The sequence below is a fragment of the Pseudomonas sp. CFBP 13727 genome (genome assembly GCF_014841915.1).
Taxonomy (GTDB): domain Bacteria; phylum Pseudomonadota; class Gammaproteobacteria; order Pseudomonadales; family Pseudomonadaceae; genus Aquipseudomonas; species Aquipseudomonas baltica.
The window spans coordinates 157106-182263 of the sequence record NZ_JACYUT010000004.1 but is presented as its reverse complement, the minus strand read 5'-3'; the positions used below and the strand labels follow the sequence as shown (position 1 = coordinate 182263).

Genomic DNA, 25158 nt, shown 5'->3' with positions numbered 1-25158 from the left:
ACGCCCCGGACACCATGGGGATTCTAACTGTTAAGGTCCGCAGCGCCCACCGTGCGCACCGGGTCATTTGTCGAATGAGCCGTCGGCGACGGGGACGGCAGGTTATACTCCCGCTCTTTTTTCCGGAGCGACTTCATGTCCCTGCCCAGCCTTCGCCTCAAAGCCAACGCCGACCGCCGCCTGCGCGCCGGCCACCTGTGGGTCTACAGCAACGAGATCGACGTGGCCGCCACTCCGCTGAACGGGTTCCAGGCGGGCGATCAGGCCATTCTCGAAGCGGCGGGTGGCAAGCCCCTGGGCGTGGTTGCAATGAGCCCGAACAACCTGATCTGCGCTCGCTTGCTGTCGCGCGACGTCAAGCTGAGCCTGGACAAGTCGCTGTTGGTGCACCGCCTCAACGTGTGTCTGTCGTTGCGCGAGCGCCTGTTCGACAAGCCGTTCTATCGCCTGGTATTCGGCGATTCCGACCTGCTGCCGGGCCTCGTGGTGGATCGCTTCGGCGACATCCTGGTGGTGCAGCTGGCCTCGGCCACCATGGAACGCTACAAGGCCGATGTGATGGCCGCCTTGATCCAGGTGATCAAACCCAGCGGCATTCTGTTCAAGAACGACTCGGCCGCGCGTGATGCCGAAGGCTTGGAACGCTACGTGGAAAGCGCCTTTGGCGTGGTGCCGGAATGGGTCGCCCTGGAAGAGAACGGCGTGAAGTTCGAAGCGCCGGTGATGGAAGGCCAGAAGACCGGCTGGTTCTACGACCACCGCATGAACCGCGCGCGCCTGGCGCCGTACGTCAAGGGCAAACGCGTGCTCGACCTGTTCAGCTACATCGGCGGCTGGGGCGTGCAGGCCGGTGCCTTCGGCGCCAGCGAAGTGTTCTGCGTCGACGCTTCGGGCTTCGCCCTGGACGGCGTCGAGCGCAATGCCGCGCTCAATGGCTTCGCCGAAAAAGTCACCTGTGTGGAAGGCGATGTGTTCGAAGCCTTGAAAGAGCTGAAGGCCGCCGAAGAACGCTTCGACGTGATCGTGGCTGATCCGCCCGCGTTCATCAAGCGCAAGAAAGACCTGAAGAACGGCGAAGGCGCCTACCGCCGTCTCAACGAGCAAGCCATGCGCCTGCTCAGCAAGGACGGCATCCTGGTCAGCGCGTCGTGCTCCATGCACCTGCCCGAAGACGACCTGCAGAACATCCTGCTGACCAGCGCCCGCCACCTGGACCGCAACATCCAGCTGCTGGAACGCGGCGGCCAGGGCCCGGACCATCCGGTGCACCCAGCGATTCCGGAAACGCGGTACATCAAGAGCATTACGTGCCGGTTGTTGCCTAATAGCTGACGTACCGCGGCGCCTGGTTCGCGGCCACGGACCGCTCCTACGGAGAATCAAGAGGGCCTGGCTGCGTCAGGCCTTACTGCCGATTACTTGCCCTGCCCCACGTTCCATCCTTCCCCCATGGGTGTAGAATCGTCCTACTCATCGCCAATCATCCCCCGGCGGGTTTATGAGCTCGGCCGAACGCGTGGCGATCCCGCAGCGTTACCGGCCTCATCCGCAAGCACGGCAACACACCGCCCGAGCGTGCCGCGGACCAGGAAAAGCTCAATCCCTCATTGCAACCCGATTAGCCGCCCGGAGTCGTTCCATGCCTGACTATCGCTCGAAAACGTCCACCCACGGTCGCAACATGGCCGGTGCCCGCGCGCTGTGGCGTGCCACTGGCATGAAGGACGACGATTTCAAGAAACCGATCATTGCCATCGCCAACTCGTTCACCCAGTTCGTGCCGGGGCATGTGCACCTCAAGGATCTCGGTCAGCTGGTTGCACGCGAAATCGAGCGCGCCGGCGGCGTGGCCAAGGAATTCAACACCATTGCCGTGGACGACGGCATTGCCATGGGCCACGACGGGATGCTGTATTCCCTGCCCAGCCGCGAGATCATCGCCGACTCGGTCGAGTACATGGTCAACGCCCACTGCGCCGATGCCATCGTGTGCATCTCCAACTGCGACAAGATCACTCCTGGCATGCTGATGGCCGCCTTGCGCCTGAATATTCCGGTGATCTTCGTTTCCGGCGGGCCGATGGAAGCCGGCAAGACCAAGCTGGCCAGCCACGGCCTGGACCTGGTCGACGCCATGGTGATCGCCGCCGACGATACCGCTTCGGATGAAAAGGTCGCCGAATACGAGCGCAGCGCCTGCCCGACCTGCGGTTCGTGTTCAGGCATGTTCACCGCCAACTCGATGAACTGCCTGACCGAGGCCCTGGGCCTGGCTCTGCCGGGCAACGGTTCCACCCTGGCGACCCACAGTGACCGCGAGCAGCTGTTCCTGCAGGCGGGCCGCACCATCGTCGAGCTGTGCAAGCGCTACTACGGCGAGAACGACGAGTCGGTCCTGCCGCGCAATATCGCCAACTTCAAGGCATTCGAAAACGCCATGATGCTGGACATCGCCATGGGTGGTTCGACCAACACCATCCTGCACCTGCTGGCCGCTGCCCAGGAAGCCGAGATCGAATTCGACCTGCGCGACATCGATCGCTTGTCGCGTACCGTGCCGCAGCTGTGCAAGGTCGCGCCGAACATTCAGAAATACCATATGGAAGACGTGCACCGCGCTGGCGGCATCTTCAGCATCCTCGGCTCGCTGGCCCGTGGCGGCCTGCTGCACACCGACCTGCCGACCGTGCACAGCCGCAGCATGGCCGAAGGCATCGCCAAGTGGGACATCACCCAGACCACCGACGAAGCGGTGCACCACTTCTTCAAGGCCGGCCCCGGTGGCATACCGACGCAAACCGCCTTCAGCCAGTCGACCCGCTGGGACACCCTGGACGACGACCGCGAAAACGGCTGCATCCGCAGCTTCGAACACGCCTACTCCCAGGAAGGTGGCCTTGCCGTGCTCTACGGCAACATCGCAATGGATGGCTGCGTGGTGAAGACCGCCGGCGTGGATGAGTCCATCCACGTGTTCGAGGGCAACGCCAAGATCTTCGAAAGCCAGGACAGCGCGGTGCGTGGCATCCTCGCCGACGAAGTGCAGGCCGGTGACATCGTGATCATCCGCTACGAAGGCCCCAAGGGTGGGCCGGGCATGCAGGAGATGCTCTACCCGACGTCGTACCTCAAGTCCAAGGGCCTGGGCAAAGCCTGCGCGCTGCTCACCGACGGACGTTTCTCGGGCGGCACGTCCGGTCTGTCGATCGGCCATGCATCGCCTGAAGCGGCAGCAGGTGGTGCCATTGGCCTGGTGCAGGACGGCGACAAGGTGCTGATCGACATTCCCAACCGCTCGATCAACCTGCTGGTGGACGATGCCGAACTGGCTGCCCGTCGTGCCGAGCAGGACAAGAAAGGCTGGAAGCCGGTCGAGGTGCGCCCACGCAAAGTGACCACCGCACTCAAGGCCTATGCCCTGCTGGCCACCAGCGCCGACAAGGGCGCGGTACGCAACAAGGCGATGCTCGACGGGCTGTAAGACGTCCTTCGCTGGCAGGACACTGCGGCCGGTCTTCACGCAACCTCTGGTGAAGACCGGCCTCTTGCCGTGCGGGCCCAGACGCTTATTCCAAAAACGCCTAACGATCTTCCATTCCGATATTAATTACCTTTCGATTCAGGGTGTTAGCATTCGCGATTGACCAGCGTCCGTAGAGCCGCGGTCGTCAATCTTTCGGAGCTGACATGAACCTGCCCCTGCTGTTGAACCTGCTGATCTTCGCGGCATTGCTGCTGGGTCTGGCACAAACGCGTCGCACCGACTGGAGCCTGGCCAAGAAGGTCTTGCTGGGCCTTGCCCTGGGCGTTCTGTTCGGTATCGGCCTGCACACCGTCTACGGTGCCGGCCACCCTGTGCTCAAAAGCACCATCAGTTGGCTGGAACTGGTTGGCAACGGCTATGTGCAACTGCTGCAGATGATCGTCATGCCACTGATCTTCGCGTCCATCCTCAGTGCGGTAGCCCGTCTGCACAATGCCTCTTCGCTGGGCAAGATCAGCTTCCTGACCATCGGCACGCTGCTGTTCACCACCGCAATCGCAGCACTGATCGGTATCGGCCTGACCAACCTGTTCGGCCTGACCGCCGAGGGCCTGGTGGCCGGGACTCAGGAAACGGCACGTCTGGCGACGATCCAGAGCGACTACGCGGGCAAGGTGGCCGACCTCAATGTGCCGCAACTGCTGCTCTCGTTCATTCCGCAGAATCCTTTCGCCGACCTGGCACGGGCCAAACCCACGTCGATCATCAGCGTGGTGATCTTTGCCGCGTTCCTGGGCATGGCGGCTTTGCAGCTGTTCAAGGACGATGCCGACAAAGGGGCGAAAGTGCTGGGTGCGATCGATGTGCTGCAGGCCTGGGTGATGCGCCTGGTGCGGCTGGTGATGAAGCTGACGCCCTACGGTGTGCTGGCCCTGATGGCCAAGGTGGTCGCCAGTTCCAACGTGCAGGATATCGTCAAGCTGGGCAGTTTCGTGGTGGTATCGTACATCGGCCTGGCATTGATGTTCGCGGTGCACGGGCTGCTGCTGAGCCTGGCTGGGGTCAATCCGCTGCGGTTCTTCCGCAAGGTGTGGCCGGTGCTGACCTTTGCCTTCACCAGCCGCTCGAGCGCGGCGACCATTCCACTGAGCATCGAAGCGCAGACTCGTCGCTTGGGCGTACCTCAAGCGATCGCCAGCTTCGCCGCCTCCTTTGGCGCGACGATCGGCCAGAATGGCTGCGCTGGCCTGTATCCAGCCATGCTGGCAGTGATGGTCGCGCCCACGGTTGGGATCAACCCACTCGATCCACTGTGGATCGCCACGTTGGTGGGCATCGTCACCCTGAGTTCGGCCGGTGTGGCAGGGGTGGGCGGCGGCGCGACCTTTGCTGCATTGATCGTACTGCCGGCCATGGGCTTGCCGGTCACCCTGGTGGCGCTGCTGATTTCAGTCGAGCCGCTGATCGACATGGGCCGCACGGCACTGAACGTGAGCGGGTCGATGGCAGCGGGCACCATTACCAGCCAAGTGATGGGTCAGACCGACCAGGCTTTGCTGGCAGCTGATGAGCACAAGGAACTGGCTTCGGCGTAACCGCTGCTGCCTGTTCGTGGGCGCCCTCTCGAACAGGCGGCGCGAACAGGCCATCCGATCATCTGCGCGCCCATACCTCGAACGTGTAGGCCGGCTTGTCGTCGACCGCTTCGTTGGGCACGCTCGACACCCTCTGCCATTGGTTCTCGTCGAACTCGGGAAACCAGGCATCCCCTTCCGGGTGCAAGGCTACCCGCGTCAGGTACAGGCGATCCGCCTGAGCAAGGCCCAGCTCGTACAGCTGCGCGCCACCAATGAGCATCACTTCCTCGGCGCCCTGTTCGCGAGCCCAGGCTTCGGCACGCTCGATGGCCGCCTGCAGCGAAGTGAACACTTCGGCACCCGGCAGTTGCAGGTCCGGCTGTCGGCTGACCACCAGGTTCAGGCGCCCCGGCAGTGGGCGGCCGAGCGAGTCCCAGGTCTTGCGACCCATGATGATGGGCTTGCCCAGGGTGGTTGCCTTGAAATACTTGAAATCCCCCGGCAGGTGCCAGGGCATGCTGTTGTCGATGCCGATCACGCGGTTCTCGGCGAGCGCGGCGATCAAGCTTAAAGGGAGAGATGTCTTCATGGCCGGCAGAATAGCAGAGCCTCCTTGGGTTATGCTCACGACGAATCGGCCGCCTGGAAAAACGCGTGAGCGCACCCACTGCATTGCATCGACTCTGGCTCAGTGAAGCCATCCGCCTGCGCGAAGAGCAGGCAGGCCCCCTGGAAGACCTGGAAGCCAACCGCCGCGCACGTCAGCAAGGCGGCGACCTGGCCGCGCGCATCGAGCACCGTGCTCTGCTGCTGGCCGAACGTGATGGCCAGCGCCAGGCCCTGAGCCACTGGTTGCAGGGTGCGCGACTGGCGATGCTGCTGCTGGGCGTACTGGCCGTGTTCAGCGGCGCGGGCCTGGCATTCGCGGCGCTGGGCGATGGTCTGCAGCCCGTCAACGTGTTCTGGGCGCTGGGCAGCCTGTTGGGGCTTAACCTCATTTTGCTGCTGAGCTGGCTGCTGGGGCTGGTCGCGTCCGGTGGACACGGTGCGGTGCTGGGCCGCCTGTGGTTGTGGCTCAGCGAGAAACTGGCGCGTGATGCGCAAGCCGTGCATCTGGCACCGGCGCTGGTATTGCTGCTGCAGCGGCGGCGACTCAACCGCTGGGCCTTGGGCACACTGGTGCATGGGCTGTGGCTGCTGGCCTTGCTGAGTGCGCTGGCCGTGCTGCTGTTGCTGCTGGCGACCCGGCGCTATGGTTTCGTCTGGGAGACTACCATTCTGGGCGCGGACACCTTCATAAACCTGACTCAGATGTTGGGCGCCGTGCCCGCGCTGCTGGGTTTCAGTGTGCCGGACATCGACATGATCCGCGCCAGTGGCGATCAGGCGACCAACATCGAAGGCGCACGCCAGGCTTGGGCGGGTTGGCTGGTCGGCGTGCTGCTGGTGTTCGGTATCGGCCCGCGCCTGGTGCTGGCCGCGTTCTGCCAATGGCGTTGGCGCCGAGGCCGCGCGGGTTTGACCCTGGATACCAGCCTGCCCGGCTACAGCCAGTTGCGCGAACGGCTGATGCCCAGCAGCGAACGCTTGGGCGTGCGCGATGAGGCGCCAGACGCGTTGCCGCATGTCACCACTCAAGCAGCCAGCGAATCGAGCAGCGGCGCTGTATTGGTAGCACTGGAACTCGACGGCCAGCATCCGTGGCCGCCTGCCCTGGCGCCCGACATTCAGGATGCCGGCGTGCTCGACAGCCGCGAGTCGCGCCAGCGGCTGCTGGAACAGATGACCCGCTTTCCGCCCGCGCGGCTGGTGATCGCCTGCGATCCGCGGCGCTCGCCGGATCGCGGCAGCCTTGGCCTGATTGCCGAACTGGCCAGGTGCGCCACCGTTACCCGAGTGTGGTTGTTACCCGCGCCACCCGGCCAGGCCCTCGACCCACAACGCCGTGGAGATTGGCAGGCGGGGCTGGATGCACTGGGCCTGCCGGTCGATGAATCGACCCCGTTGAGCTGGCTGGAGACAGGCCATGAGTAAGCCCCTGACCCTGGCCGTGGTCGGCCATACCAACGTCGGCAAGACTTCGCTGCTGCGTACGCTTACCCGCGACGTGGGTTTTGGCGAAGTGTCACACCGGCCCAGCACCACACGACATGTGGAAGGCGCACGTCTTTCAGTGGATGGCGATGCCTTGTTGGAGCTCTACGACACCCCTGGGTTGGAAGATGCCATTGCCTTGCTGGAATTCGTGGAGCGTCTGGATCGCCCCGGCGAGCGTCTCGACGGTCCGGCGCGGGTCGAGCGGTTTCTGCAGGGCAGCGAAGCCCGTCAACGCTTCGAGCAGGAGGCCAAGGTGCTGCGCCAGTTATTGGCTTCCGATGCGGGCCTGTACGTGATCGACGCACGCGAGCCGGTGCTGGCCAAGTACCGGGATGAGCTGGAAGTGCTGGCCAGCTGCGGGAAACCGCTACTGCCAGTGCTCAATTTCGTCAGCAGCAGCCTGCAGCGCGAGGGGGATTGGCGCGAGGCCCTGGCCCGCCTTGGTTTGCATGCCTTGGTGCGCTTCGACAGCGTGGCGCCGCCCGAAGACGGTGAACGGCGTCTTTATGAAAGCCTGGCGTTGCTGCTGGAGCATTCCCGTCCGGCCCTGCAGCGGCTGATCGACGATCAACAGGCACAACGGCTGGCGCGCCAGGGCAGCGCGCGGCGGTTGATTGCCGAACTGCTGATCGACTGCGCCGCCTGTCGTCGCAGCGTTACCAGTGACGCCGCGGCGGGCGCCATCGAAGACCTCCGCCAAGCGGTGCGCACACGCGAGCAGCGCTGCGTGGAAACGTTGCTGAAACTGTATGCCTTCCGCAGCCAGGATGCCTCGGCAGGCGACCTGCCGCTGTCGGATGGGCGCTGGGGAGACGATCTGTTCAACCCCGATACGCTCAAGCAGCTGGGGGTAAAGGTCGGCGGCGGCATTGCGGCCGGCGCAGCGGCTGGCGCGGGCGTCGACCTGCTGGTGGGCGGTTTGACCTTGGGCATGGCGGCCATCGCTGGGGCCATTGCCGGCGGCGCGCTGCAAACCGCACGGGGCTATGGCGCGCGCTTGTTGGGCAAGTTCAAGGGCGAGCGCGAACTGACCGTGGACGACAACGTGCTGCGGCTGCTGGCGTTGCGCCAACAGCAACTGGTGAAAGCCCTCGATGCCCGTGGCCATGCCGCCATGGGCACCATCGAAGTGGCGGCGCCACAGGAGCAGACCTGGCGCGAAGGCAAGCTGCCCGAAGCCCTGAACAAGGCCCGCGCCTATCCGCAATGGTCCTCGCTCAACGGCCACAAGCACCTGAGCCAACGCGAGCGCGAAGAGCAGATCGAGGCGCTGGCCCGGCAGCTCTGACAACCCCGTAGGAGCGGCCAGTGGCCGCGAAAGGAACGGCGCGGTATGTCAGATGCATCGGGGTAACCCTTTCGCGGCCGATGACCGCTCCTACGCTGATATCCGCAGTGCCACGAACCTTGTAGGAGCGGCCAGTGGCCGCGAAAAGAGCGCCGCGGTATGTCAGATGCATCGGGGGGGCCTTTCGCTGCCGATGACCGCTCCTACGGTGAGATCCGCAGTGCCACGAACCCCGTAGGAGCGGCCGGTGGCCGCGAAAAGAGCGCCGCGGTATGTCAGATGCATCGGGGGGGCCTTTCGCGGCCGATGACCGCTCCTACGCTGAGATCCGCAGTGCCACGAACCTTGTAGGAGCGGCCAGTGGCCGCGAAAAGAGCGCCGCGCAGTCACGGGTGCAACGTCACTTGCGCAGTAACCGCAGCCCGTTGAACACCACCAACAGGCTTACGCCCATGTCGGCAAACACTGCCATCCACAGCGTTGCCATACCGGCCACGGTCATCAGCAGAAACACTGCCTTGATCGCCAGGGCCAGTACGATGTTCTGCAGTAACACGGCGCGGGTCTGCCTCGACAGCCGAATGAACGCCGGTATCTTGCGCAGATCATCGTCCATCAAGGCGACATCGGCGGTTTCGATCGCAGTGTCGGTGCCCGCTGCCGCCATGGCGAAACCGATTTCGGCCCGCGCCAGCGCCGGTGCATCGTTGATGCCGTCACCGACCATGCCAACCCGATGTCCTTGGGCGTACAGCTGCTCCACAGCCTTGAGCTTGTCGGCAGGCAACAGATCGCCAATGGCCTGATCGATACCCACTTGGGCGGCAATCGCCTTGGCGGTGTGCGGGTTGTCTCCGGTCAGCATCACGGTCTTTATGCCCAACGCATGCAACTGGGCAATGGCCTCGCGGCTGGTCTGCTTCACCGTATCGGCCACCGCGAACAACGCCACCGGCCCCTGCGGGCCCAGCAATACCACGACCGATTTACCTTCGCGCTCCAGCTGATCGAGTTGCGCTTCCAGCGCCGGGGAGCACTGACCCAGCTCTTCCACCAAGCGATGGTTGCCCAGGTGATAGGTCTGCCCTTCCACCTGGCCCTTGATGCCTCGCCCAGGCAAGGCCTCAAAGTTGTCCAAGGCCAGGGCCGCCCCACTTGCGTCAGCAGCAATCGCTCGCGACACAGGATGGTCCGAACGTCCCGCCAACGCCTGGGCAATCGCCTGTGCCCGGCCTTCGAAGGCGGAATCGAGCAGCGCGTAATCGGTCTGCACCGGCTTGCCATGGGTGAGCGTGCCGGTCTTGTCCAGCGCCAGATAGTCCAGTTTGTGACCACCTTCCAGGTACACGCCCCCCTTGACCAGGATGCCTTTGCGCGCAGCCGCAGCCAGCGCACTGACGATGGTAACCGGGGTAGAAATGACCAGCGCGCAGGGACAGGCGACCACCAGCAGTACCAGCGCACGGTAGATCCAGTCGAACCAGGCGCCGAAACCTACCAGCGGCGGTACCACAGCGATCAACAGAGCCAGGGCAAACACTACCGGCGTATAGATCCGTGAAAAGTTATCCACAAAGCGCTGAGTGGGTGCCCGCGCGCCCTGCGCCTGCTCGACCGCATGGATGATACGCGCCAGTGTCGACTGGCCAGCCGCGGCAGTGACCTGAAACTCCAGCGAGCCGGCCTGATTGATGGTGCCGGCGAACACCTTGTCGCCCACGCCCTTCTCCACCGGCAGGCTTTCGCCGGTAATGGGCGCCTGATCGATGCTGGATTGACCGGAAATCACTTCACCATCAAGACCGATGCGTTCCCCTGGACGCACGCGCACGATGGCCTCCAGAGCGACGGTCTTGACGTCCTGTTCCAGCCATTGGCCATCGGCCTGGCGCACGGTGGCCGTGTCCGGCGTGAGGCGCATCAGACCGCCAATCGCATTGCGGGCCCGATCCAGGGATTTGGCCTCGATCAATTCGGCCACGGTGAACAGGAACATCACCATCGCCGCTTCCGGCCACTGGCCGATCAGCACCGCACCGGTCACCGCGATGCTCATCAACGCGTTGATATTGAGGTTGCCGTTCTTCAGCGCGATCCAGCCCTTGCTGTACGTGGTCAGGCCACAACTGGCGATCGATACCAGCGCCAGCAATGCCACGACCCAAGTCGGCGCCGCCTGGGTGAAATGGACCACTTCGGCCGCGACCGCCGTCACGCCTGACAGCGCCAGCGGCCACCAGGGCTTGCGCGGCGTCGGCAGCGCACTGGCGGCAGGCTCGTCTCCGTTGATGGGTTCGGCATGCATGCCCAACGATTTGATGGCGCTCTCGATCGCCTGGGTATCGGGCAGCGAATGGCGCACGCCAAGCACGCGGTTGATCAGATTGAAATCCAACTGCTGCACACCAGCCAACTTGGCCAGCTTGTTCTGGATCAATGTCTGCTCGGTCGGACAGTCCATGGCTTCGATGCGGAACTGGCTCAACCGTGCATCCTCGCTGTCCCCGGGCGCGAGCTGGACGGTCGAGGGCGCCGTTGCCTTGCCTGCGCAGCAATGGCTGGCGGGTGCAGGGCTGTGCTCGTGCTCGTGCTCGTGCTCGTGCTTATGATCGTGGGCATGGCCGGAGGTGGGGTGGCTCATTGGTCGCAATTCCCTGAAGTGCAAGTTGCCAAGTGAACACCCTGTAGCCACTATAGGGTCAAGCACCTATTTGCAGGTCATCAGCATGAAAATCGGAGAACTGGCGAAAATCACCGACTGCCAGGTCGAAACTATCCGCTACTACGAACGCGAACACCTATTGCCCCTGCCGGCCCGCAGCGATGGCAACTACCGCCTCTACACCCAGGCCCATGTAGAGCGACTCACCTTCATACGCAATTGCCGCATCCTCGACATGACCTTGGATGAAATTCGCAACCTCCTGACCCTGCGCGACAGTCCTCAAGATCAATGCCAGAGCGTCAACGACCTGATCGACGAGCACATTCATCACGTCAAGGCACGCATAGACGGCCTGGTAGCCTTGCAGGAGCAGCTCGTTGCTCTGCGCCAGAAATGCCATGGCGGTACCGCCGAGGAGCACTGCGCGATTCTCCAGCGTTTGGAAGTCAGCGGCGCCGTCACCGTCCCCGATGCTGAGCACTCACATGTGGGCCGCAGTCACGGGCATTGAAAAAAATACGTCGCGGTTCAGCAGATACACCCTGGTATTCGAATCGCCCAAGAAATATGAATAATATATGGCTCATTACATTTGACATGAACCATATCAGGCTCATAATCAGCCTATGTTAACCACACTTCTGCAACAGATCCGCAACCGTCGCCAACAACTGGGCCTTCAGATCCAGGACATGCCCTTGCGCACAGGCCTCACCCGCCAGCAATACGGAAAAATCGAGAAAGACGGCAACCCGCGCCTCAACACCCTCGACCTGATTGCCGAAGGCCTGGACGCCAGCATGGTCCTGGTACCCAAGGATCAACTCAAGCTGATCGAAAAGATCCTGGCAGGCGCACCGGTGTACTTCGAGGACGATCGCCCTGTGGATAACTATCCGGAAAATCCTTGGGACGATCTGCCATGAGTATCGAAACCGTAGCGGCCTTGAAGCTGACGCTGCATTCGCAACTAGTCGGTTATGTCACCGGCCATTCGAATGGCAAGAATGTACTTACCTTGGCGCCGGATTACATCGATGATCCACACCGCCGCACGCTGACCTTATCTCACCTCAATCCGGGCATATTCAGGCGTCAACTGGCAAACAAACACCCCTACATCACCCATCACCGGCTGCACCCGGTGTTGAGCAATCTACTTCCGGAAGGCGCGCTGCGTGGCCTGGTTGCGCAAGCCATGAAAGTGCATCCAGACAGCGAATTTCCCTTGTTGAGCTGGCTCGGTCAGGACTTGCCGGGTGCATTGGTCGCCACTCCCGTATCTGCCGAACACATACCCGCCTATGCGCTGGGCAACCACGGCAAGATCACTCCAGTATCCATCGACACACCCGACCATCGCTCGCATTTCTCGCTGGCCGGCGTACAGATGAAATTCTCCATGCACGACCGGGATGGTCGTTACATAACCGCAGACCCCACGGCGCCGGGAGACTGGATCATCAAGACGCCTTCCACCGTTCATCCATTCGTGCCGCTCAACGAATACACCTGCATGAAACTGGCACAACTGGCAGGCGTCGACATTCCTGAAATACGCCTGGTCGGCATGGACATGATCGACAGCCTGCCCGCAATCAACCTACCCGACGAGCAATGGGCCTATGGCATTCGTCGTTATGATCGGCTTGCTGGAGGTCAGCGCGTTCATTCAGAAGACTTCGCCCAGGTGCTTTACGCCTACGCACACGATAAATACCGCAGCGGCCGTTATGAACAGATCGCCAAATTGCTCTACACCCAGACCCGCCATGGCCAACGGGATGTCACGCAAATGGCTGTGCGTTTGCTGGTCAATGTGCTCCTGGCCAACGGCGACGCGCATCTGAAGAACTGGAGCCTGATCTATCCGGACACTTTCAGCGCAGAACTGTCCCCGGCTTACGACATCGTCGCGACCAAGGTATTTATTCCCGGCGAGAGCCAGTTTGCGTTGAACATGGCCGATACCAAAGCCTGGTATGACGTCTCGCTCGAACACTTCAAACGATGGGCCGAGACCTCTGGAATACCTTGGCGACCCGTGCTCGTTCATCTACGAGAAACACTGGACGCAGCACGAACGCTGTGGCCTGAGGCCCTAGCGGCCAGCGTCATGAAGCCAAACCAGCAAGCGATCCTGCGCCAACATTGGCAACAGCTGCATGCGGACTTTCGGATCTCTTAACTGAATCAGCGAGCAAGGTTTTGAAACAATCCTGGTTTCGCTATTGCAAAGCCTGCCTATAGGTTCGTTGCACATGTCCAACAAAAAGAACCTGTCATGAATCGCACCGCAACCCCCTTTCAAATATCAGATCTGCGCACTGAACCTGGTTTTCTTGCCATCGTGGGCGAGCGGCTGTGGCAAGCCTGGTGGAAGGAAGACGGCCACACCTTGGAAGATGTGCTGACGCTTCTGGAAGACAGCCTGCGTTCCAAGCCCATTCCCACCACTTTGGTCGCTCATGCAGGTGAGCGGTTCATGGGCACGGTATCGCTGATCGTTTCGGACATGGATGAACGAGTGCAGTATTCGCCCTGGCTGGCGGCGCTGTGGGTGGAGGCCGAGAGCCGCAATGAGGGCGTCGGGGCGGCATTACTCACAGCCGGAATGCAGAAAGCGAAAGCTGAGGGTGTCGAGCGGGTCTATCTATGTGCTGTCGAGGAAAAGTCGGCGTACTACGGGCGGCTTGGCTGGGAGCAGATCGAGACTGACGTTGGGGGGATGAATATCTTCATGAAAATGTCGAAGGAGTAAGGTCGGAAAGTCTGTAGGGCTGGCATATGCCAGACTTCGATGTTGTTACCTGACCAGAAAGCTCGCCGCCCCGTCTTGAAAACCGTAAAGACCCTTGCGAAGACACGCAACTCTATCCATTCATCACCTAATCCGACGAAAAACCTGCGTTTGTGAAGGAAATGGCGCAAGGCATCCTAAAGCATAGGTTTCGGAAATGCCTTACGTGATAATAGGAATCATTACGTTTTATCGAGTTGCTTTACGCTATACGCTTTGATCTTCATTTCAAGGATGTGAGGGTGCCCATGACGTCGGCTCGAATCGGAACGCAACAAGCCGTTCTATCCCGCTGGATAAAAGCCTTAGATACGGAAGCTTTTAAACGTCGAGGTATAGGTCTCAGTGATCTAGTAAATGCGGCGCCCATCGCCTTGGAACATTCTTGCCAACGCTTGATCCAGGCGATGTTTCGGGAAAAACTTCTGGATTCTTCAGCGCTTAGTGCCTGTGCGGATGGAACCACATGCTTGGCTATCTCAGGGCGTGGTCGTATACGCTTTGACTCACTCAAGTCAGGGCCCATGGGGAGCTGGACGATAACAGGGAAGGTTTCGGTCGAAAACGTACAAGGCGTGGTAAAACCTGTCGAACTACCCTCCGATCTTCTGGAACTAATATACGATCATCTTACGGTGCATAACAGTAACTGCACCTTCGCAAGGATTGAGTCCGAAATCAACGATAGCTTTGCGAATGATATTTTGTGCATAGCATTCCAACGCCGTTGGGCATCACAACTTAGCAATATCGCCAAGCATGATGGCTATAGAAACACGCTGGACTGGCTCCACTCAAATCCTCAAAACTCGAATCCTACAGCCTTACTGGAGCAATGGGGTACCCTCGGACATCCTTGGCATCCAAATTACAAAACCAAGCTGGGTTTGGACATCTCTCAGATCATCGACTTTTCCCCAGAGTTCGAAGCTAGACTTCCGGTGATGCTGGCTGCGTTGCGCACTGACGTGTGTTACATAGAGTCAATGGATCCTGTTGAGAGCCATACAAAGTGGTGGCAACAACGTTTTCCAAAAGCGGCTGAAGAGTGGAAGCAAGCCCTTATAAAACTTAAACTAAAGCCCGATGATTACACGCCCATTCCGGTTCACCCCTGGCAAGCGACTACGGAACTCCCGAATTTATTTCCTGATGAAATTCGTCAGCATATGCTGGTGATTACCGATGTGACAGCGTTTACGGGCCATCCAACGATGTCATTCAGAACCGTAATACCAGATGGCAGGAGGAAAGCCCCATTAGTAAAACTTCCAGTCTCGCTAAGGCTGACCAGTGTGCAGAGAACAATCTCACCCCGCTCTGTACGGATGGGACCACGAGCAAGCAGACTATTACAAGAAATGCACGAAATTGAGCCGACCCTTATCCACTACCTGAAGATCATTCCAGAGCGCGTGGGCATCCAATATGAACCAGCACAATCGGATGACGATCGCGCGCGGCATATAGCAGCCATATTCAGAGACAATCCTGCAGATCTGGTTGATGACGGCGAACTGGCGATCCCGGTGGGCAGCCTATTTGCAATGGACGCGTCTGGCAGGCCGTTATTGGAACAGTGGATTGAGTTACGCTACAACTCCAATGAGCCTGACGCCGCTTTGAAATTCTACAAAGAATACATTTCAATGGCACTCCCTGGGCTTCTGGGATTCTATCTGATTTTCGGTGTCGCGTTTGAGGCACACCAACAGAACAGCTTCGTGATATTAGGCACCGGCCAACAGCCCAGCAAGCTCCTGATCCGCGACTTTGGTGACATCCGAATAGATCGTCAGGCATTCAATAAACATGCTTTGAATATTCAACTGCATGACCCTCACATGACACTGTTCGATGATTCTAACCATGTGAGAGACAAATTCATTCACACGACCCTGATGTGCCACATTGGGGAACTCTCTCTGCTCTGCGCACGGCAGTGGCGTATTCCCCATGCTGTGCTGTGGAATGCCCTGACTAAGGAAATAGAATCTGTGTTCTACCAATTCAGGTCAAAAGTAGACGCTCAACGCTGGGAAGCAGAGCGCCAGGCTATCCTTTTTGAGGACTGGCCTGCAAAAGCATTTCTGCGCATGCGGCTGGAAGAAAGTTCGAAAGATATTGTTGAAAGGATACCCAATCCACTGCGCACGCACAGCAATGCACGCTGACCATAAAGCGATTTTTCTCCTCGTTGCGATCCAGGCACTGTCGATGGGTGCTTTGGAAATGAGTGGCCCTTTCTGGCCTTTGCATATAAAAGCTCTTCTAGGTCCAGCATCTCAGGAACACTTGGCATTCTTCACAATGGGAGTATATGCAGGCCCCTTGGTAGCGGCAATGCTGCTGAGCCCGCTATGGGCTCGCTACGGAGACCGGGTCGGGCACAAAGCGATGATCTTGCGCGCACTTCTTGCGCTGAGCATATTCCAAGGCGCAGTGGCATTTATCTCAGACCCGACAACTTTGGTCATAACTCGTAGCATCCAAGGCGGACTTGCAGGGTTCTTGGTAGCCGCACAGGCCTATGCTTTGTGTTGTTGTCACGAGTTTAACAAAGCCAAAACATTGGCTTTACTTCAATCAGCAACTGCAATCGGTTCTTTGGTTGGTCCAGTCGTAGGCGGATGGTTGATTGACAAATATGACTTCAAACACATTTGCAGTGTAGCTGCATACGTTTGCCTAGCCTGTGCAATAGGCGGCGCGTTCTTGACCAACCATCGCCCGCAGGCTTATAGGTACCGCCAACGAGGGCCTGTGATCAGGCTCGATAGAAAGTGGCTTGCTGGGTTGTTATCAGTCATGTTTTTTTTGCAAGCGGCTAAAGTAATCTCTCAGCCTTTCTACTCACTTTATGTACTGGAGGTACTGAATGCACCTGGGTGGCTTATTGGAATTACTTATGCCGCAAGCGCAGCAACCCTTGCAGTCTCCGCGCCATTATGGGGGAAACTGTTTGATCATCATTCACATAGCCAGACGCTCAGGCTGATCGAAGGTATCGCATGGCTCTGTGCACTTACTATGGCAATAACAATATTCGCACAAGGTTGGCTAAGTTTCTTGATAACACGTTTGGTTTGGGGCGTATGGCAAGGAGCTTTGCTGCCTGTCACTTACGCAATTATTGCTCAGACAATCGATTCAACCCAGCGTGGATTCGTGATGGCGCTTGGTAATAGTGCAGCCAAGGCAGGGTCGCTGTTGGGCATCGCCTTGGGCGCTTCAACGCTGGCATGGATGCCCCTCGCTCAAAGTTTTTGGATCGTGGCTGCAACCTATGTTGCAGCGGCCATAGCCATTCGGCTCATGCGCAAAAGGACTGGCGCGCCACGCAGTATCTCCTAGTTTCCAACTAAAAGGACTTTGTATGCCCTACACGATTAGACCTGTCTGGCTTTTGACGATACTGACTCTGTGCACGGACTCGCGCGCCAGTGAAATGGAAAAAGAGGCCTTCCTGAGTCTTGACGCCAGTGTGGTCTCAGCCACCAGAACACAGGCGAGCATCGCTTCGATTCCAGGCTCGATCCAAGTGATCGATGAGTACCAGATCAGACAACAGGCAGGCACCGGTCGCCGCCTTTCGGATGTGCTTGGTCAGCTTGTACCCAGCCTTTCGCCTTCTAGCGGTGGCATGAGCAATTTTGGCCAAACGCTTCGGGGAAGGAACATGTTGGTCTTGATTGACGGGGTTTCCCAGAATGCTACTAGAGACAATTTCCGACAGCTGAACAGTATTGCTCCCAACAGCATAGAGCGTATCGAAGTCATATCTGGAGCGACCAGTATCTACGGCGCAGGTGCGTCAGGTGGCATCATCAATATCATCACCAAACGCAACTCTGATGCCGATTTATTGCTGCACAGTAAAATCGGACTGACATCTCCCGATACCCTACATCGTGGAGGGCTCGCCTATGAATTCTTCCAGAGCGCAACTGGCCGGCACGGTCCGCTGGACTGGTATGGCTCTGGCAATCTCATTCAGCGCAACGATCAATACGATGCAAGCCACGCGCGTATACCTCAAGACACGTCGCAGGGTAGCAGCATGGACACTCAAACCTATGACCTGCAGACCCGGTGGGGACTTGCTTTGGGGGAAGACCGTAATCTGACCCTGTCTCTGCAGGACTATAAGGACCGTCAGGACACTGACTACACCAAAGACCCTCGAAACAAGACCCGTCCAGTAGCTGTGAAGGGGCTGTATCTGAAGGAACAGCCTTACACGCATAATCAAGCGATCAATCTGAACTACAGAGAGGGGGACTTTTACGGCCAGACAGTGCAACTCGAAACCTATTGGCGTAAGGCCGATGCGCGTTTTTTCCCCGACCGCAAACGCGGACACGCCGGCGTTGCCAGCACCACCAGCACGCAGAATGTATACGGCCTTCGCGCGGCAGTGGAAACCGAGCTTCCCGGCATCGGCGCCAGTAGCGGAGATCTTGTGTGGGGTGCGGACTATAGCAACGAACACGCACGTCAACGTGGCGACCACTACCTGGTGGATGGGCTGACCTATCGAAAAACTGGAATTCGTTACGAATTGGGGCCTGACTTGACTACTCAGACACGCGCGCTATTTGCCCAGTCCGCATGGTATTGGGGCGACTGGACGCTTCGAGGGGGCGTTAGACACGAGCGGATCAATAGCGAGATAGCGGACAGCATTGCCTATGGCGAGATCGTTCAAACCGGCCAGCGCGCTGTACTCCCCGGGGACACGCTTGATTACAACGCCACGCTCTACAATCTGGGTATGGTGTATCAGCTCACTGATCAACAGAACGTTTTTACGAATTTCAGTCAGGGATTCTCTTTGCCTGATATTCAGCGTTTCATGCGGGACGTCACCAGCAGCTTCGATATCCAAACTCTCAACGCCCAAGCCATAAAGGTCGATAGCTACGAGCTGGGCTGGCGAGGTGATTGGAGCAACTGGCAAGGCCGCGTAAGCGCTTATCAGAACACATCGGATGTTACGCAGTTCTACGATGCCCAAGCACGCGTACTGCGGCTGATCAACCAACGTGAACGTGTGCGAGGCTTTGAAATGAGTGTTGACCACTCACTCAACGAACAATGGAGAGCGGGCGGCACCTACGCCTGGACAAAAGGCGAGACATACCAGCGAGGTAAGTGGCTGGACCTTCCCGCTACCCGGATTGCACCGCCCAAAACCACCGCGTATGTCAGCTATCAATCAAGCACCTACGACCTGCGCGCCCAAGCCATGCGACTCAGCAGCTATGGCGCCGCTGCGCGAGACCACAACGGTCGCAGAACCAAGGGCTATCTGACGATGGATCTGATAGGCGGCGTTGCACTCCCGGTCGGCCGTCTGGAAGCAGGCGTTTACAACGCGACTAACACGAAATACCAGACGCTGCTTACCCAAGCCAATGCCACCGCGCCTTATGCAAATGCGCAAGGGCGAACGCTGAGCCTGGCCTATTCGGCCGATTGGTAGGGTTGGGACCTGACTTGTCGCGAACGCCGAAATTGCTGCGGTACGTCACGCCTCCTGCAGCCAAGTCTTGCCCGCCGCCAGACCGATTCCAGGGGGGTTCTCGCCTTCAGTGGAGACCGATCACACCGCCATCGGTGCAGTCAGTGGTGCGTGGTGTTCGTACCCTTCCAAGGTAAAGTCGCTGGGTTCGATCAGCTCCAGCCACTCCGGTTGGTACACGCCAGTCTTGGCGAACTCGGGCACGCGGTCGGAGATCACCAGCTTGGGGGCCGGTAGCGGCTCGCGTTTCATCTGCTCGTTGAGCATGTCCAGATGGTTTTCGTACACATGGGCGTCGCCGATGAAGTAGGTGAACCAGCGTGGCGTATAGCCTGTCAGGCGACCGACCAGGGACAGCAGCGCGGCGCCTTCGGTGAGGTTGAACGGCGTGCCCAGGCCCAGGTCATTGGAGCGGATGTACAACGTCAGCGAGATCTCGCGGGTTTCCGGGTTGGGGTGGAACTGGTACAGCAAGTGGCATGGCGGCAGCGCCATTTCATCGAGCTGGGCGCAGTTCCAGCCGTGGAACAGGATTCGCCGGCTGCCGGGGTCCTTGATGATGGTGTCGACGCATTGGCGAATCTGGTCGATGGCCTTGTACAGCACCACAAAGCCTTCGCCGTTTTCTTCGGCCTGGGCAATCTGCAGATATCCCTGGCTGGTGGCCAGTTCGATCGCCGCTGGGTTGCTCAGGGCGATGCGCTTGTAAGCCGGCCACTGGCGCCACTGCACGCCATAGATCTCGCCCAGGTCGTCTTCACCCTGGCGGAACGGGTTGGCCAGCCATTGAGCGTTCTCGTTGGCGTTCTGGTCCCAGACCTTGCAGCCAAGGGCGCGGAATTCGGCGGCATTGTTGACCCCGCGCAGAAAACCGACCATTTCGCCGATGGCCGACTTGAACGCCAGCCGCCGGGTAGTGATCGCTGGAAAGCCTTCCTGCAGGTCGAACCGCAGCATGGCACCCGGGAAACTGATGGTGCGCACGCCGGTGCGGTTGCTTTGCAAGGTGCCGTTCTTGATGACGTGGGCGACCAGTTCCAGATATTGCTTCATGACTTACCTGCATCGTTCAGGGCGCAACCGCAGTCACGCCCAGGCAAAAAGAATCAAACGGCCGGGCGCGGAGCTGCCGGCACGCGGTGATAGGCCCACCAGATCAACCCCAGGCCGCCCAGGATCATCGGCAGACACAGCACTTGTCCCATGGTCAGCCAGCCCCACGCCAGGTAGCCCAGCTGCGCATCGGGCACACGGACGAATTCGACGATGAAACGGAAGATTCCGTAGAACAGCGCGAACATGCCCGATACCGCCATGGTCGGCCGCGGTTTGCGCGAGAACAGCCAGAGAATGATGAACAGCGCGACGCCTTCCAGGGCAAACTGATAGAGCTGCGAGGGGTGACGGGGCAACTGCGCCGGATCGCTGAAAGGCGGAAAGATCATCGCCCATGGTACGTCGGTGGCCTTGCCCCACAGCTCGGCGTTGATGAAGTTGCCGATACGCCCGGCGCCCAGCCCGATCGGCACCAGCGGCGCGATGAAGTCCATCAGTTGGAAGAACGATTTGTCGTTCTTCCTGCCGAACCACCAGGTCGCCAGCATCACGCCCAGCAGCCCGCCATGGAACGACATGCCGCCCTTCCACACCTCGAATATCAAAGTAGGGTTGGCGATGTATTGCTCCAGGTCGTAGAACAGCACGTAGCCGAGGCGGCCGCCGACGATCACCCCCATTGCGCACCAGAACACCAGGTCCGAGAGCTTTTCCTTGGTCCAGGTCGGGTCGAAACCGTTGAGCCGGCGCGAAGCCAGCAACCAGGCGCCACCAATGCCCACCAGGTACATCAAGCCGTACCAGTGGATTTTCAGCGGTCCGATGGCCAGGGCCACCGGGTCGATCTGCGGGTAAGGCAGCATTGCGATTCCTCAGCTAAGCAAAAAACTCATGCCGACGCTGAACAGCAGCGCGGCGAACAGGCGTTTGAGCACACGTGGCGATAACTTGTGCGCCAGGCGTGCCCCGTATTTGGCGAAAAACATGCTGGTGATGGCGATGCCCGCCAAGGCCGGCAGGTAGACGAATCCGAAACTATGCGCTGGCAGGCCCGGCTCGTGCCAGCCCAGCACCATGAAACTTGTCGCGCTGAACAGGGCGATCGGCAGGCCGACCGCCGAGGACGTCGCGACGGCCTGCTGCATGGACACGCTGCGCCAGGTCAGGAACGGCACGGTCAACGAGCCGCCACCGATACCGAATATGGCCGAAGCCCAACCGATCACCGTGCCGGCCACGCCCAGACCCAGTTTGCCGGGTACCTGGCGGGTGGCCTTGGGCTTGAAGTCCAGTGCCATCTGCACGGACACCAACACGGCGAACACGCCGATGATTTTCTGCAGGTGCGGGCCCTGGATCAGCGACGCGGTGAACGCGCCGATGCCTGCGCCTACCACGATACCCAGGGTCATCCAGCCGACCACTGGCCACTGCACCGCTTTCATCCGGTGGTGGGCACGAATGGCATTGATCGAGGTGAACACGATAGTGGCCAGCGAGGTGCCCACCGCCAGGTGCGTCAGTACCGAGGCATCGAAGCCCTGCAAGGTGAAGCTGAACACCAGCACTGGCACGATGATGATACCGCCGCCCACGCCGAACAGGCCGGCCAGCACGCCAGCGCAGGCACCGAGCAGTAGATACAGCGCGAATTCCATGGTTGCCCCCGTAAACAGTTCGGCATGGTACCGGAACCGGTGCCCCACGCTCCACCTTGCAGCGATGGATAGGCGCGCCGGGGATCGGTAGAGTGAAGCCAAACTACAAGGATTTCCACGTATGTGCCTGATCGTTTTCACCTGGCAGCCCGGTGATGCCCACCCGCTGGTGCTGGCGGGCAACCGTGACGAATTCCACGCACGGCCCACGGCGCCCCTGTCCCCGTGGCGGGAACACCCTGGCGTTCACGCCGGGCGGGATCTGGAAGCCGGCGGTACCTGGCTGGGCATCGGGCCCGAGCAGCGCATCGCCGCCCTGACCAATATCCGCCGACCTGGCCAGCCGCCCGCTCGGCGCTCCAGAGGTGATCTGGTCGCAGGCTTTCTCACCGGCACGGAGTCGATCGACGATTACCTGCAGCGTGTCATGGACCGCCTGGACGAGTATGCCGGATTCAATCTGCTGCTCGGCGATGGCCAGCGCCTGTGCTACCTGCATTCGGCCGCGGGCACCCCGCAGTATCTGTCGGCGGGCACCTATGGATTGTCCAATGCCGGGCTCGATACGCCATGGCCCAAGCTGGTGAAGGCGCGTCAGGGGCTAGAGGCATTGGGCAGCCAGCCCCATGCGCTGCTGGACATGCTGGCCGACCCGGCCCAGGCGCCCGAGCATGCATTGCCCGACACCGGCGTGGGCCTGGCCACCGAGCGGTTGCTGTCGAGCGTATTCATTACCGGCGCCAGCTACGGGACGCGGGCCAGCACCGTGGTCATCGTCGATGCCGCAGGTCGTCGGGAAATGATCGAGCGCAGCTTCGGCCCACTGGGCAGCGCACTGGGCGAAGTGCATCTGCAATCGGTCTAGCCAGTTGTGCGCTAAACCGAACGGCCGATGCGTTTGCCCTGGCGCTTGCCGATGTCGCTGGCCTGGCCATCGCGCTGCTTACCGGTGCGGGCATCGCTGATCAGGCCAGGAATCAATGCCCCTTCAGGCAGATTCTTCCAGAAGCGGGTGGGCAGGTGGCCCTGCATGACCTTGGGGTTCAGGCGCGCAGGATTGAAGATGTGGCTGTAATAGGTCAGCCACAGCTCGCCTTGCGGGTCGTGCGCCTGCTGCGCCAGCTGTTGCCATTCCAGCGGGCACTGCCGTTCGTGGATCAACTGCACGCCGTCGTAATAGACCCCGTCCTGCGGCGTTGCGATCAGCCAGCGACTGCGCCCCATGCGGCCGATGAAATGCTCGCTGGCGATAGCCAGAATATCGTGGGCCGGTTCATGCCAAGCCACGTACTCGGGGCCCGGTGGCCCCTCGGCCGCCGCCGGCAGCTCGACGAAACGCAGGAAGGCATGCAGATGGTGGCTTTCGCGTCGCACCTGCTTGATGCGCCGGTGCAGTTCACTGCCCAGGCGATCACCCGCCAGCATGGCCGTGCGATCGCCGTGACTGACGCGCCAGAGCACTTCGTACAACAGGCTCCAGCGTTGCTCGCCGCGGTACTGCGCTGCGCTTTCCAGAAGCTCGATGAGGGCTAGGGGAATGCGCGCCTGGAATGGCCCGACTTCCGCCGGGTAGTGCTCGTCCGTGGCGAACAGGTCCGCTACGGTGTTCCAGCCCACATGACTCGGATCGATCTGATGGCTGAGCAGCCAGCGCGCCTGTTGCCGCCAGGTCGCGAACAGGTCGTCGCAATCCAGGCATATCATCCCCACAGCCCCAACTGCTGGGGTTGCGGGCGATCACGCAGCTGGTCGCGCAGCAACAGGGTGGAAATCTCGGCCTGCTGTGGGTGGTAATCGCTGGTGATGAAGAACGGCTTCGCCTTGGCCAGCACGCAGCGCAGGCGAGTCAGGTCTTCATAGCGAATCCGTCGCTGCCGGCGTAGCTCCACCAGGCGCTTGGTGGTACGCAGGCCAATACCGGGTATGCGCGCGATCAGCGCGGGTTCGGCACGGTTCAGGTCCAATGGGAAAACGCTTCGGTTTTCCAGGGCCCAGGCCAGTTTCGGGTCGATGTCCAGCGCCAGGTCGCCCGGACCGGACAGCAATTCGTCCGCCTTGTAGCCATAGCTGCGCAGCAGGAAGTCGGCTTGGTAGAGGCGGTGCTCGCGCATCAGCGGCGGTGCTGCCAGCGGCACGCTCTTGGGGCTGTTGGGAATGGGGCTGAACGCTGAATAGTAGACCCGCTTCAGGCCGAAGTTGCCGTACAGCGACTCGGCGCTGTGCAGGATGGTGCTGTCATCGGTCTGGTCGGCACCGACGATCATCTGCGTGCTCTGCCCGGCCGGTGTGAAACGCGGCGCACGCGGCTCGTTGAGCACGGTCTGCTGACCGGTGTAGATGGTGCTCATGGCTTTCTTGATCGAAGCCACGTCCTTTTCCGGGGCCAGGGTCTGCAGGCTGGCATCGGTGGGCAGCTCGATGTTCACGCTCAAGCGATCGGCATAGCGACCGGCCTCGGCGATCAGCGCCGGGTCCGCTTCGGGAATGATCTTGAGGTGGATGTAACCGCGAAACTGATGCTCCTCGCGCAGCAGGCGTGCAACGCGAATCAACTGCTCCATGGTGTAGTCGGCCGAGCGAATGATGCCGGAGCTCAGGAACAGCCCGCTGATGCAGTTGCGGCGATAGAAATCCACCGTCAGGCGTACCACTTCCTCAGGCGTGAAGCGCGCCCGCGGCACGTCACTGGAGCGGCGGTTGACGCAATACTGGCAGTCGAACAGGCAGAAGTTGGTCAACAGGATCTTGAGCAGCGATACACAGCGGCCGTCCGGCGTGTAGCTGTGGCAGATGCCCATGCCATTGGTCGAGCCCAGCCCGCCCTTGCCTTCCGAGCTGCGCTTGGGCGCACCGCTGCTAGCGCACGAGGCATCGTACTTGGCGGCGTCGGCGAGGATGCTGAGCTTATCGATCAATTGCATGAAATTTCCCGATACTGTTTTTATGTACAGTACAGAAATACCGGGCTGCTAGCAACGCCACCGGTCGGCCAGAAGCTAGGCAATACGC

Annotated in this window: 20 protein-coding genes; 13 read left to right on the top strand and 7 right to left on the bottom strand. The window is 60.3% G+C overall.

Annotated elements, in window-relative coordinates:
• Nucleotides 1-135 precede the first annotated feature (135 nt).
• The 3 genes from IFT76_RS14105 to IFT76_RS14095 all read left to right on the top strand — a co-directional run bounded on the left by IFT76_RS14105 (nucleotide 136) and on the right by IFT76_RS14095 (nucleotide 5079).
• The gene (locus tag IFT76_RS14105) at nucleotides 136-1332 is read left to right on the top strand and encodes a class I SAM-dependent rRNA methyltransferase (protein ID WP_122480530.1); all 1197 of its coding nucleotides are present in this window, start codon (nucleotides 136-138) and stop codon (nucleotides 1330-1332) included.
• 307 nt (nucleotides 1333-1639) lie between these two features.
• Nucleotides 1640-3481, top strand: a complete 1842-nt coding sequence (ilvD, locus tag IFT76_RS14100) for a dihydroxy-acid dehydratase (RefSeq protein WP_122480534.1) — start codon at nucleotides 1640-1642, stop codon at nucleotides 3479-3481.
• A 206-nt stretch (nucleotides 3482-3687) separates the two neighbouring features.
• A complete protein-coding gene (locus tag IFT76_RS14095; protein WP_122480535.1) occupies nucleotides 3688-5079 on the top strand; it encodes an L-cystine transporter in 1392 nt (463 codons plus the stop codon).
• 58 nt (nucleotides 5080-5137) lie between these two features.
• Here IFT76_RS14095 and IFT76_RS14090 read toward each other — a convergent pair whose 3' ends face one another.
• Entirely contained in the window at nucleotides 5138-5650 is a 513-nt protein-coding gene (locus IFT76_RS14090) for a dihydrofolate reductase (RefSeq protein WP_192058937.1), read from the bottom strand.
• Nucleotides 5651-5715: 65 nt separating this feature from the next.
• Between IFT76_RS14090 and IFT76_RS14085 the strand changes: the two genes are divergently transcribed.
• Nucleotides 5716-7095, top strand: a complete 1380-nt coding sequence (locus tag IFT76_RS14085; protein ID WP_192058935.1) for a DUF2868 domain-containing protein — start codon at nucleotides 5716-5718, stop codon at nucleotides 7093-7095.
• Nucleotides 7088-8446, top strand: coding sequence for a DUF3482 domain-containing protein (locus tag IFT76_RS14080; protein ID WP_192058933.1), 1359 nt, complete (start codon nucleotides 7088-7090; stop codon nucleotides 8444-8446). The genes IFT76_RS14085 and IFT76_RS14080 overlap by 8 nt, the downstream gene beginning before the upstream one ends.
• Before the next feature lie 400 nt (nucleotides 8447-8846).
• Here the strand turns inward: IFT76_RS14080 and IFT76_RS14075 are convergent, their stop codons facing one another.
• Nucleotides 8847-11087 (bottom strand): heavy metal translocating P-type ATPase, encoded by a 2241-nt coding sequence (locus IFT76_RS14075; RefSeq protein WP_192058932.1) that lies wholly within the window; start codon nucleotides 11085-11087, stop codon nucleotides 8847-8849.
• Between the two features lie 85 nt (nucleotides 11088-11172).
• Here IFT76_RS14075 and cadR point away from each other — a divergent pair, with 85 nt between their 5' ends.
• From cadR to IFT76_RS14040, 7 genes are all read left to right on the top strand, one after another.
• Nucleotides 11173-11622, top strand: a complete 450-nt coding sequence (gene cadR, locus IFT76_RS14070; protein ID WP_192058930.1) for a Cd(II)/Pb(II)-responsive transcriptional regulator — start codon at nucleotides 11173-11175, stop codon at nucleotides 11620-11622.
• A 115-nt stretch (nucleotides 11623-11737) separates the two neighbouring features.
• Entirely contained in the window at nucleotides 11738-12037 is a 300-nt protein-coding gene (locus IFT76_RS14065) for a helix-turn-helix domain-containing protein (RefSeq protein ID WP_090355550.1), read from the top strand.
• The gene (locus tag IFT76_RS14060) at nucleotides 12034-13299 is read left to right on the top strand and encodes a type II toxin-antitoxin system HipA family toxin (protein WP_122480541.1); all 1266 of its coding nucleotides are present in this window, start codon (nucleotides 12034-12036) and stop codon (nucleotides 13297-13299) included. The genes IFT76_RS14065 and IFT76_RS14060 overlap by 4 nt, the downstream gene beginning before the upstream one ends.
• A 96-nt stretch (nucleotides 13300-13395) precedes the next feature.
• Complete coding sequence (locus IFT76_RS14055) at nucleotides 13396-13872, top strand: GNAT family N-acetyltransferase (RefSeq protein ID WP_192058928.1); 477 nt, start codon at nucleotides 13396-13398, stop codon at nucleotides 13870-13872.
• A gap of 287 nt (nucleotides 13873-14159) precedes the next feature.
• Nucleotides 14160-16085, top strand: coding sequence for an IucA/IucC family protein (locus IFT76_RS14050; RefSeq protein WP_192058926.1), 1926 nt, complete (start codon nucleotides 14160-14162; stop codon nucleotides 16083-16085).
• The gene (locus tag IFT76_RS14045) at nucleotides 16075-17265 is read left to right on the top strand and encodes an MFS transporter (RefSeq protein ID WP_122480544.1); all 1191 of its coding nucleotides are present in this window, start codon (nucleotides 16075-16077) and stop codon (nucleotides 17263-17265) included. Before IFT76_RS14050 ends, IFT76_RS14045 begins: the two co-directional genes overlap by 11 nt.
• Nucleotides 17266-17287: 22 nt before the next feature.
• Nucleotides 17288-19396: a TonB-dependent receptor gene (locus tag IFT76_RS14040; RefSeq protein WP_122480545.1), complete on the top strand. Its 2109-nt coding sequence runs from the start codon at nucleotides 17288-17290 to the stop codon at nucleotides 19394-19396.
• Nucleotides 19397-19516: 120 nt separating this feature from the next.
• On the opposite strand, the gene IFT76_RS14035 is transcribed toward IFT76_RS14040, so the two are convergent.
• Genes IFT76_RS14035 through IFT76_RS14025 form a run of 3 tightly spaced genes read right to left on the bottom strand, consistent with a single transcriptional unit; the run spans nucleotide 19517 to nucleotide 22149 of the window.
• Entirely contained in the window at nucleotides 19517-20488 is a 972-nt protein-coding gene (locus IFT76_RS14035; RefSeq protein ID WP_185794890.1) for a thymidylate synthase, read from the bottom strand.
• A gap of 53 nt (nucleotides 20489-20541) precedes the next feature.
• Nucleotides 20542-21354, bottom strand: a complete 813-nt coding sequence (lgt, locus tag IFT76_RS14030) for a prolipoprotein diacylglyceryl transferase (protein ID WP_192058924.1) — start codon at nucleotides 21352-21354, stop codon at nucleotides 20542-20544.
• Nucleotides 21355-21363: 9 nt separating this feature from the next.
• Nucleotides 21364-22149: a sulfite exporter TauE/SafE family protein gene (locus IFT76_RS14025; protein ID WP_122480548.1), complete on the bottom strand. Its 786-nt coding sequence runs from the start codon at nucleotides 22147-22149 to the stop codon at nucleotides 21364-21366.
• Between the two features lie 121 nt (nucleotides 22150-22270).
• Between IFT76_RS14025 and IFT76_RS14020 the strand changes: the two genes are divergently transcribed.
• On the top strand, nucleotides 22271-23014 hold the full coding sequence (locus tag IFT76_RS14020; RefSeq protein ID WP_192058922.1) for an NRDE family protein: 744 nt from the start codon (nucleotides 22271-22273) through the stop codon (nucleotides 23012-23014).
• Between the two features lie 11 nt (nucleotides 23015-23025).
• On the opposite strand, the gene IFT76_RS14015 is transcribed toward IFT76_RS14020, so the two are convergent.
• Nucleotides 23026-23853, bottom strand: a complete 828-nt coding sequence (locus IFT76_RS14015) for a TIGR03915 family putative DNA repair protein (protein ID WP_192058920.1) — start codon at nucleotides 23851-23853, stop codon at nucleotides 23026-23028.
• Entirely contained in the window at nucleotides 23850-25070 is a 1221-nt protein-coding gene (locus IFT76_RS14010; protein ID WP_192058918.1) for a putative DNA modification/repair radical SAM protein, read from the bottom strand. Before IFT76_RS14010 ends, IFT76_RS14015 begins: the two co-directional genes overlap by 4 nt.
• Nucleotides 25071-25158 lie beyond the last annotated feature (88 nt).

Coding starts and splice junctions, on each gene's coding strand:
- ilvD (WP_122480534.1), top strand. CDS start 1,640: ATGCCTGACTATCGCTCGAAAACGTCCACCCACGGTCGCAACATGGCC.
- IFT76_RS14075 (WP_192058932.1), bottom strand. CDS start 11,087: ATGAGCCACCCCACCTCCGGCCATGCCCACGATCATAAGCACGAGCAC.
- IFT76_RS14105 (WP_122480530.1), top strand. CDS start 136: ATGTCCCTGCCCAGCCTTCGCCTCAAAGCCAACGCCGACCGCCGCCTG.
- IFT76_RS14035 (WP_185794890.1), bottom strand. CDS start 20,488: ATGAAGCAATATCTGGAACTGGTCGCCCACGTCATCAAGAACGGCACC.
- cadR (WP_192058930.1), top strand. CDS start 11,173: ATGAAAATCGGAGAACTGGCGAAAATCACCGACTGCCAGGTCGAAACT.
- IFT76_RS14095 (WP_122480535.1), top strand. CDS start 3,688: ATGAACCTGCCCCTGCTGTTGAACCTGCTGATCTTCGCGGCATTGCTG.
- IFT76_RS14025 (WP_122480548.1), bottom strand. CDS start 22,149: ATGGAATTCGCGCTGTATCTACTGCTCGGTGCCTGCGCTGGCGTGCTG.
- IFT76_RS14060 (WP_122480541.1), top strand. CDS start 12,034: ATGAGTATCGAAACCGTAGCGGCCTTGAAGCTGACGCTGCATTCGCAA.
- IFT76_RS14015 (WP_192058920.1), bottom strand. CDS start 23,853: ATGATATGCCTGGATTGCGACGACCTGTTCGCGACCTGGCGGCAACAG.
- IFT76_RS14065 (WP_090355550.1), top strand. CDS start 11,738: ATGTTAACCACACTTCTGCAACAGATCCGCAACCGTCGCCAACAACTG.
- IFT76_RS14050 (WP_192058926.1), top strand. CDS start 14,160: ATGACGTCGGCTCGAATCGGAACGCAACAAGCCGTTCTATCCCGCTGG.
- IFT76_RS14080 (WP_192058933.1), top strand. CDS start 7,088: ATGAGTAAGCCCCTGACCCTGGCCGTGGTCGGCCATACCAACGTCGGC.
- IFT76_RS14020 (WP_192058922.1), top strand. CDS start 22,271: ATGTGCCTGATCGTTTTCACCTGGCAGCCCGGTGATGCCCACCCGCTG.
- lgt (WP_192058924.1), bottom strand. CDS start 21,354: ATGCTGCCTTACCCGCAGATCGACCCGGTGGCCCTGGCCATCGGACCG.
- IFT76_RS14055 (WP_192058928.1), top strand. CDS start 13,396: ATGAATCGCACCGCAACCCCCTTTCAAATATCAGATCTGCGCACTGAA.
- IFT76_RS14045 (WP_122480544.1), top strand. CDS start 16,075: ATGCACGCTGACCATAAAGCGATTTTTCTCCTCGTTGCGATCCAGGCA.
- IFT76_RS14010 (WP_192058918.1), bottom strand. CDS start 25,070: ATGCAATTGATCGATAAGCTCAGCATCCTCGCCGACGCCGCCAAGTAC.
- IFT76_RS14040 (WP_122480545.1), top strand. CDS start 17,288: ATGCCCTACACGATTAGACCTGTCTGGCTTTTGACGATACTGACTCTG.
- IFT76_RS14090 (WP_192058937.1), bottom strand. CDS start 5,650: ATGAAGACATCTCTCCCTTTAAGCTTGATCGCCGCGCTCGCCGAGAAC.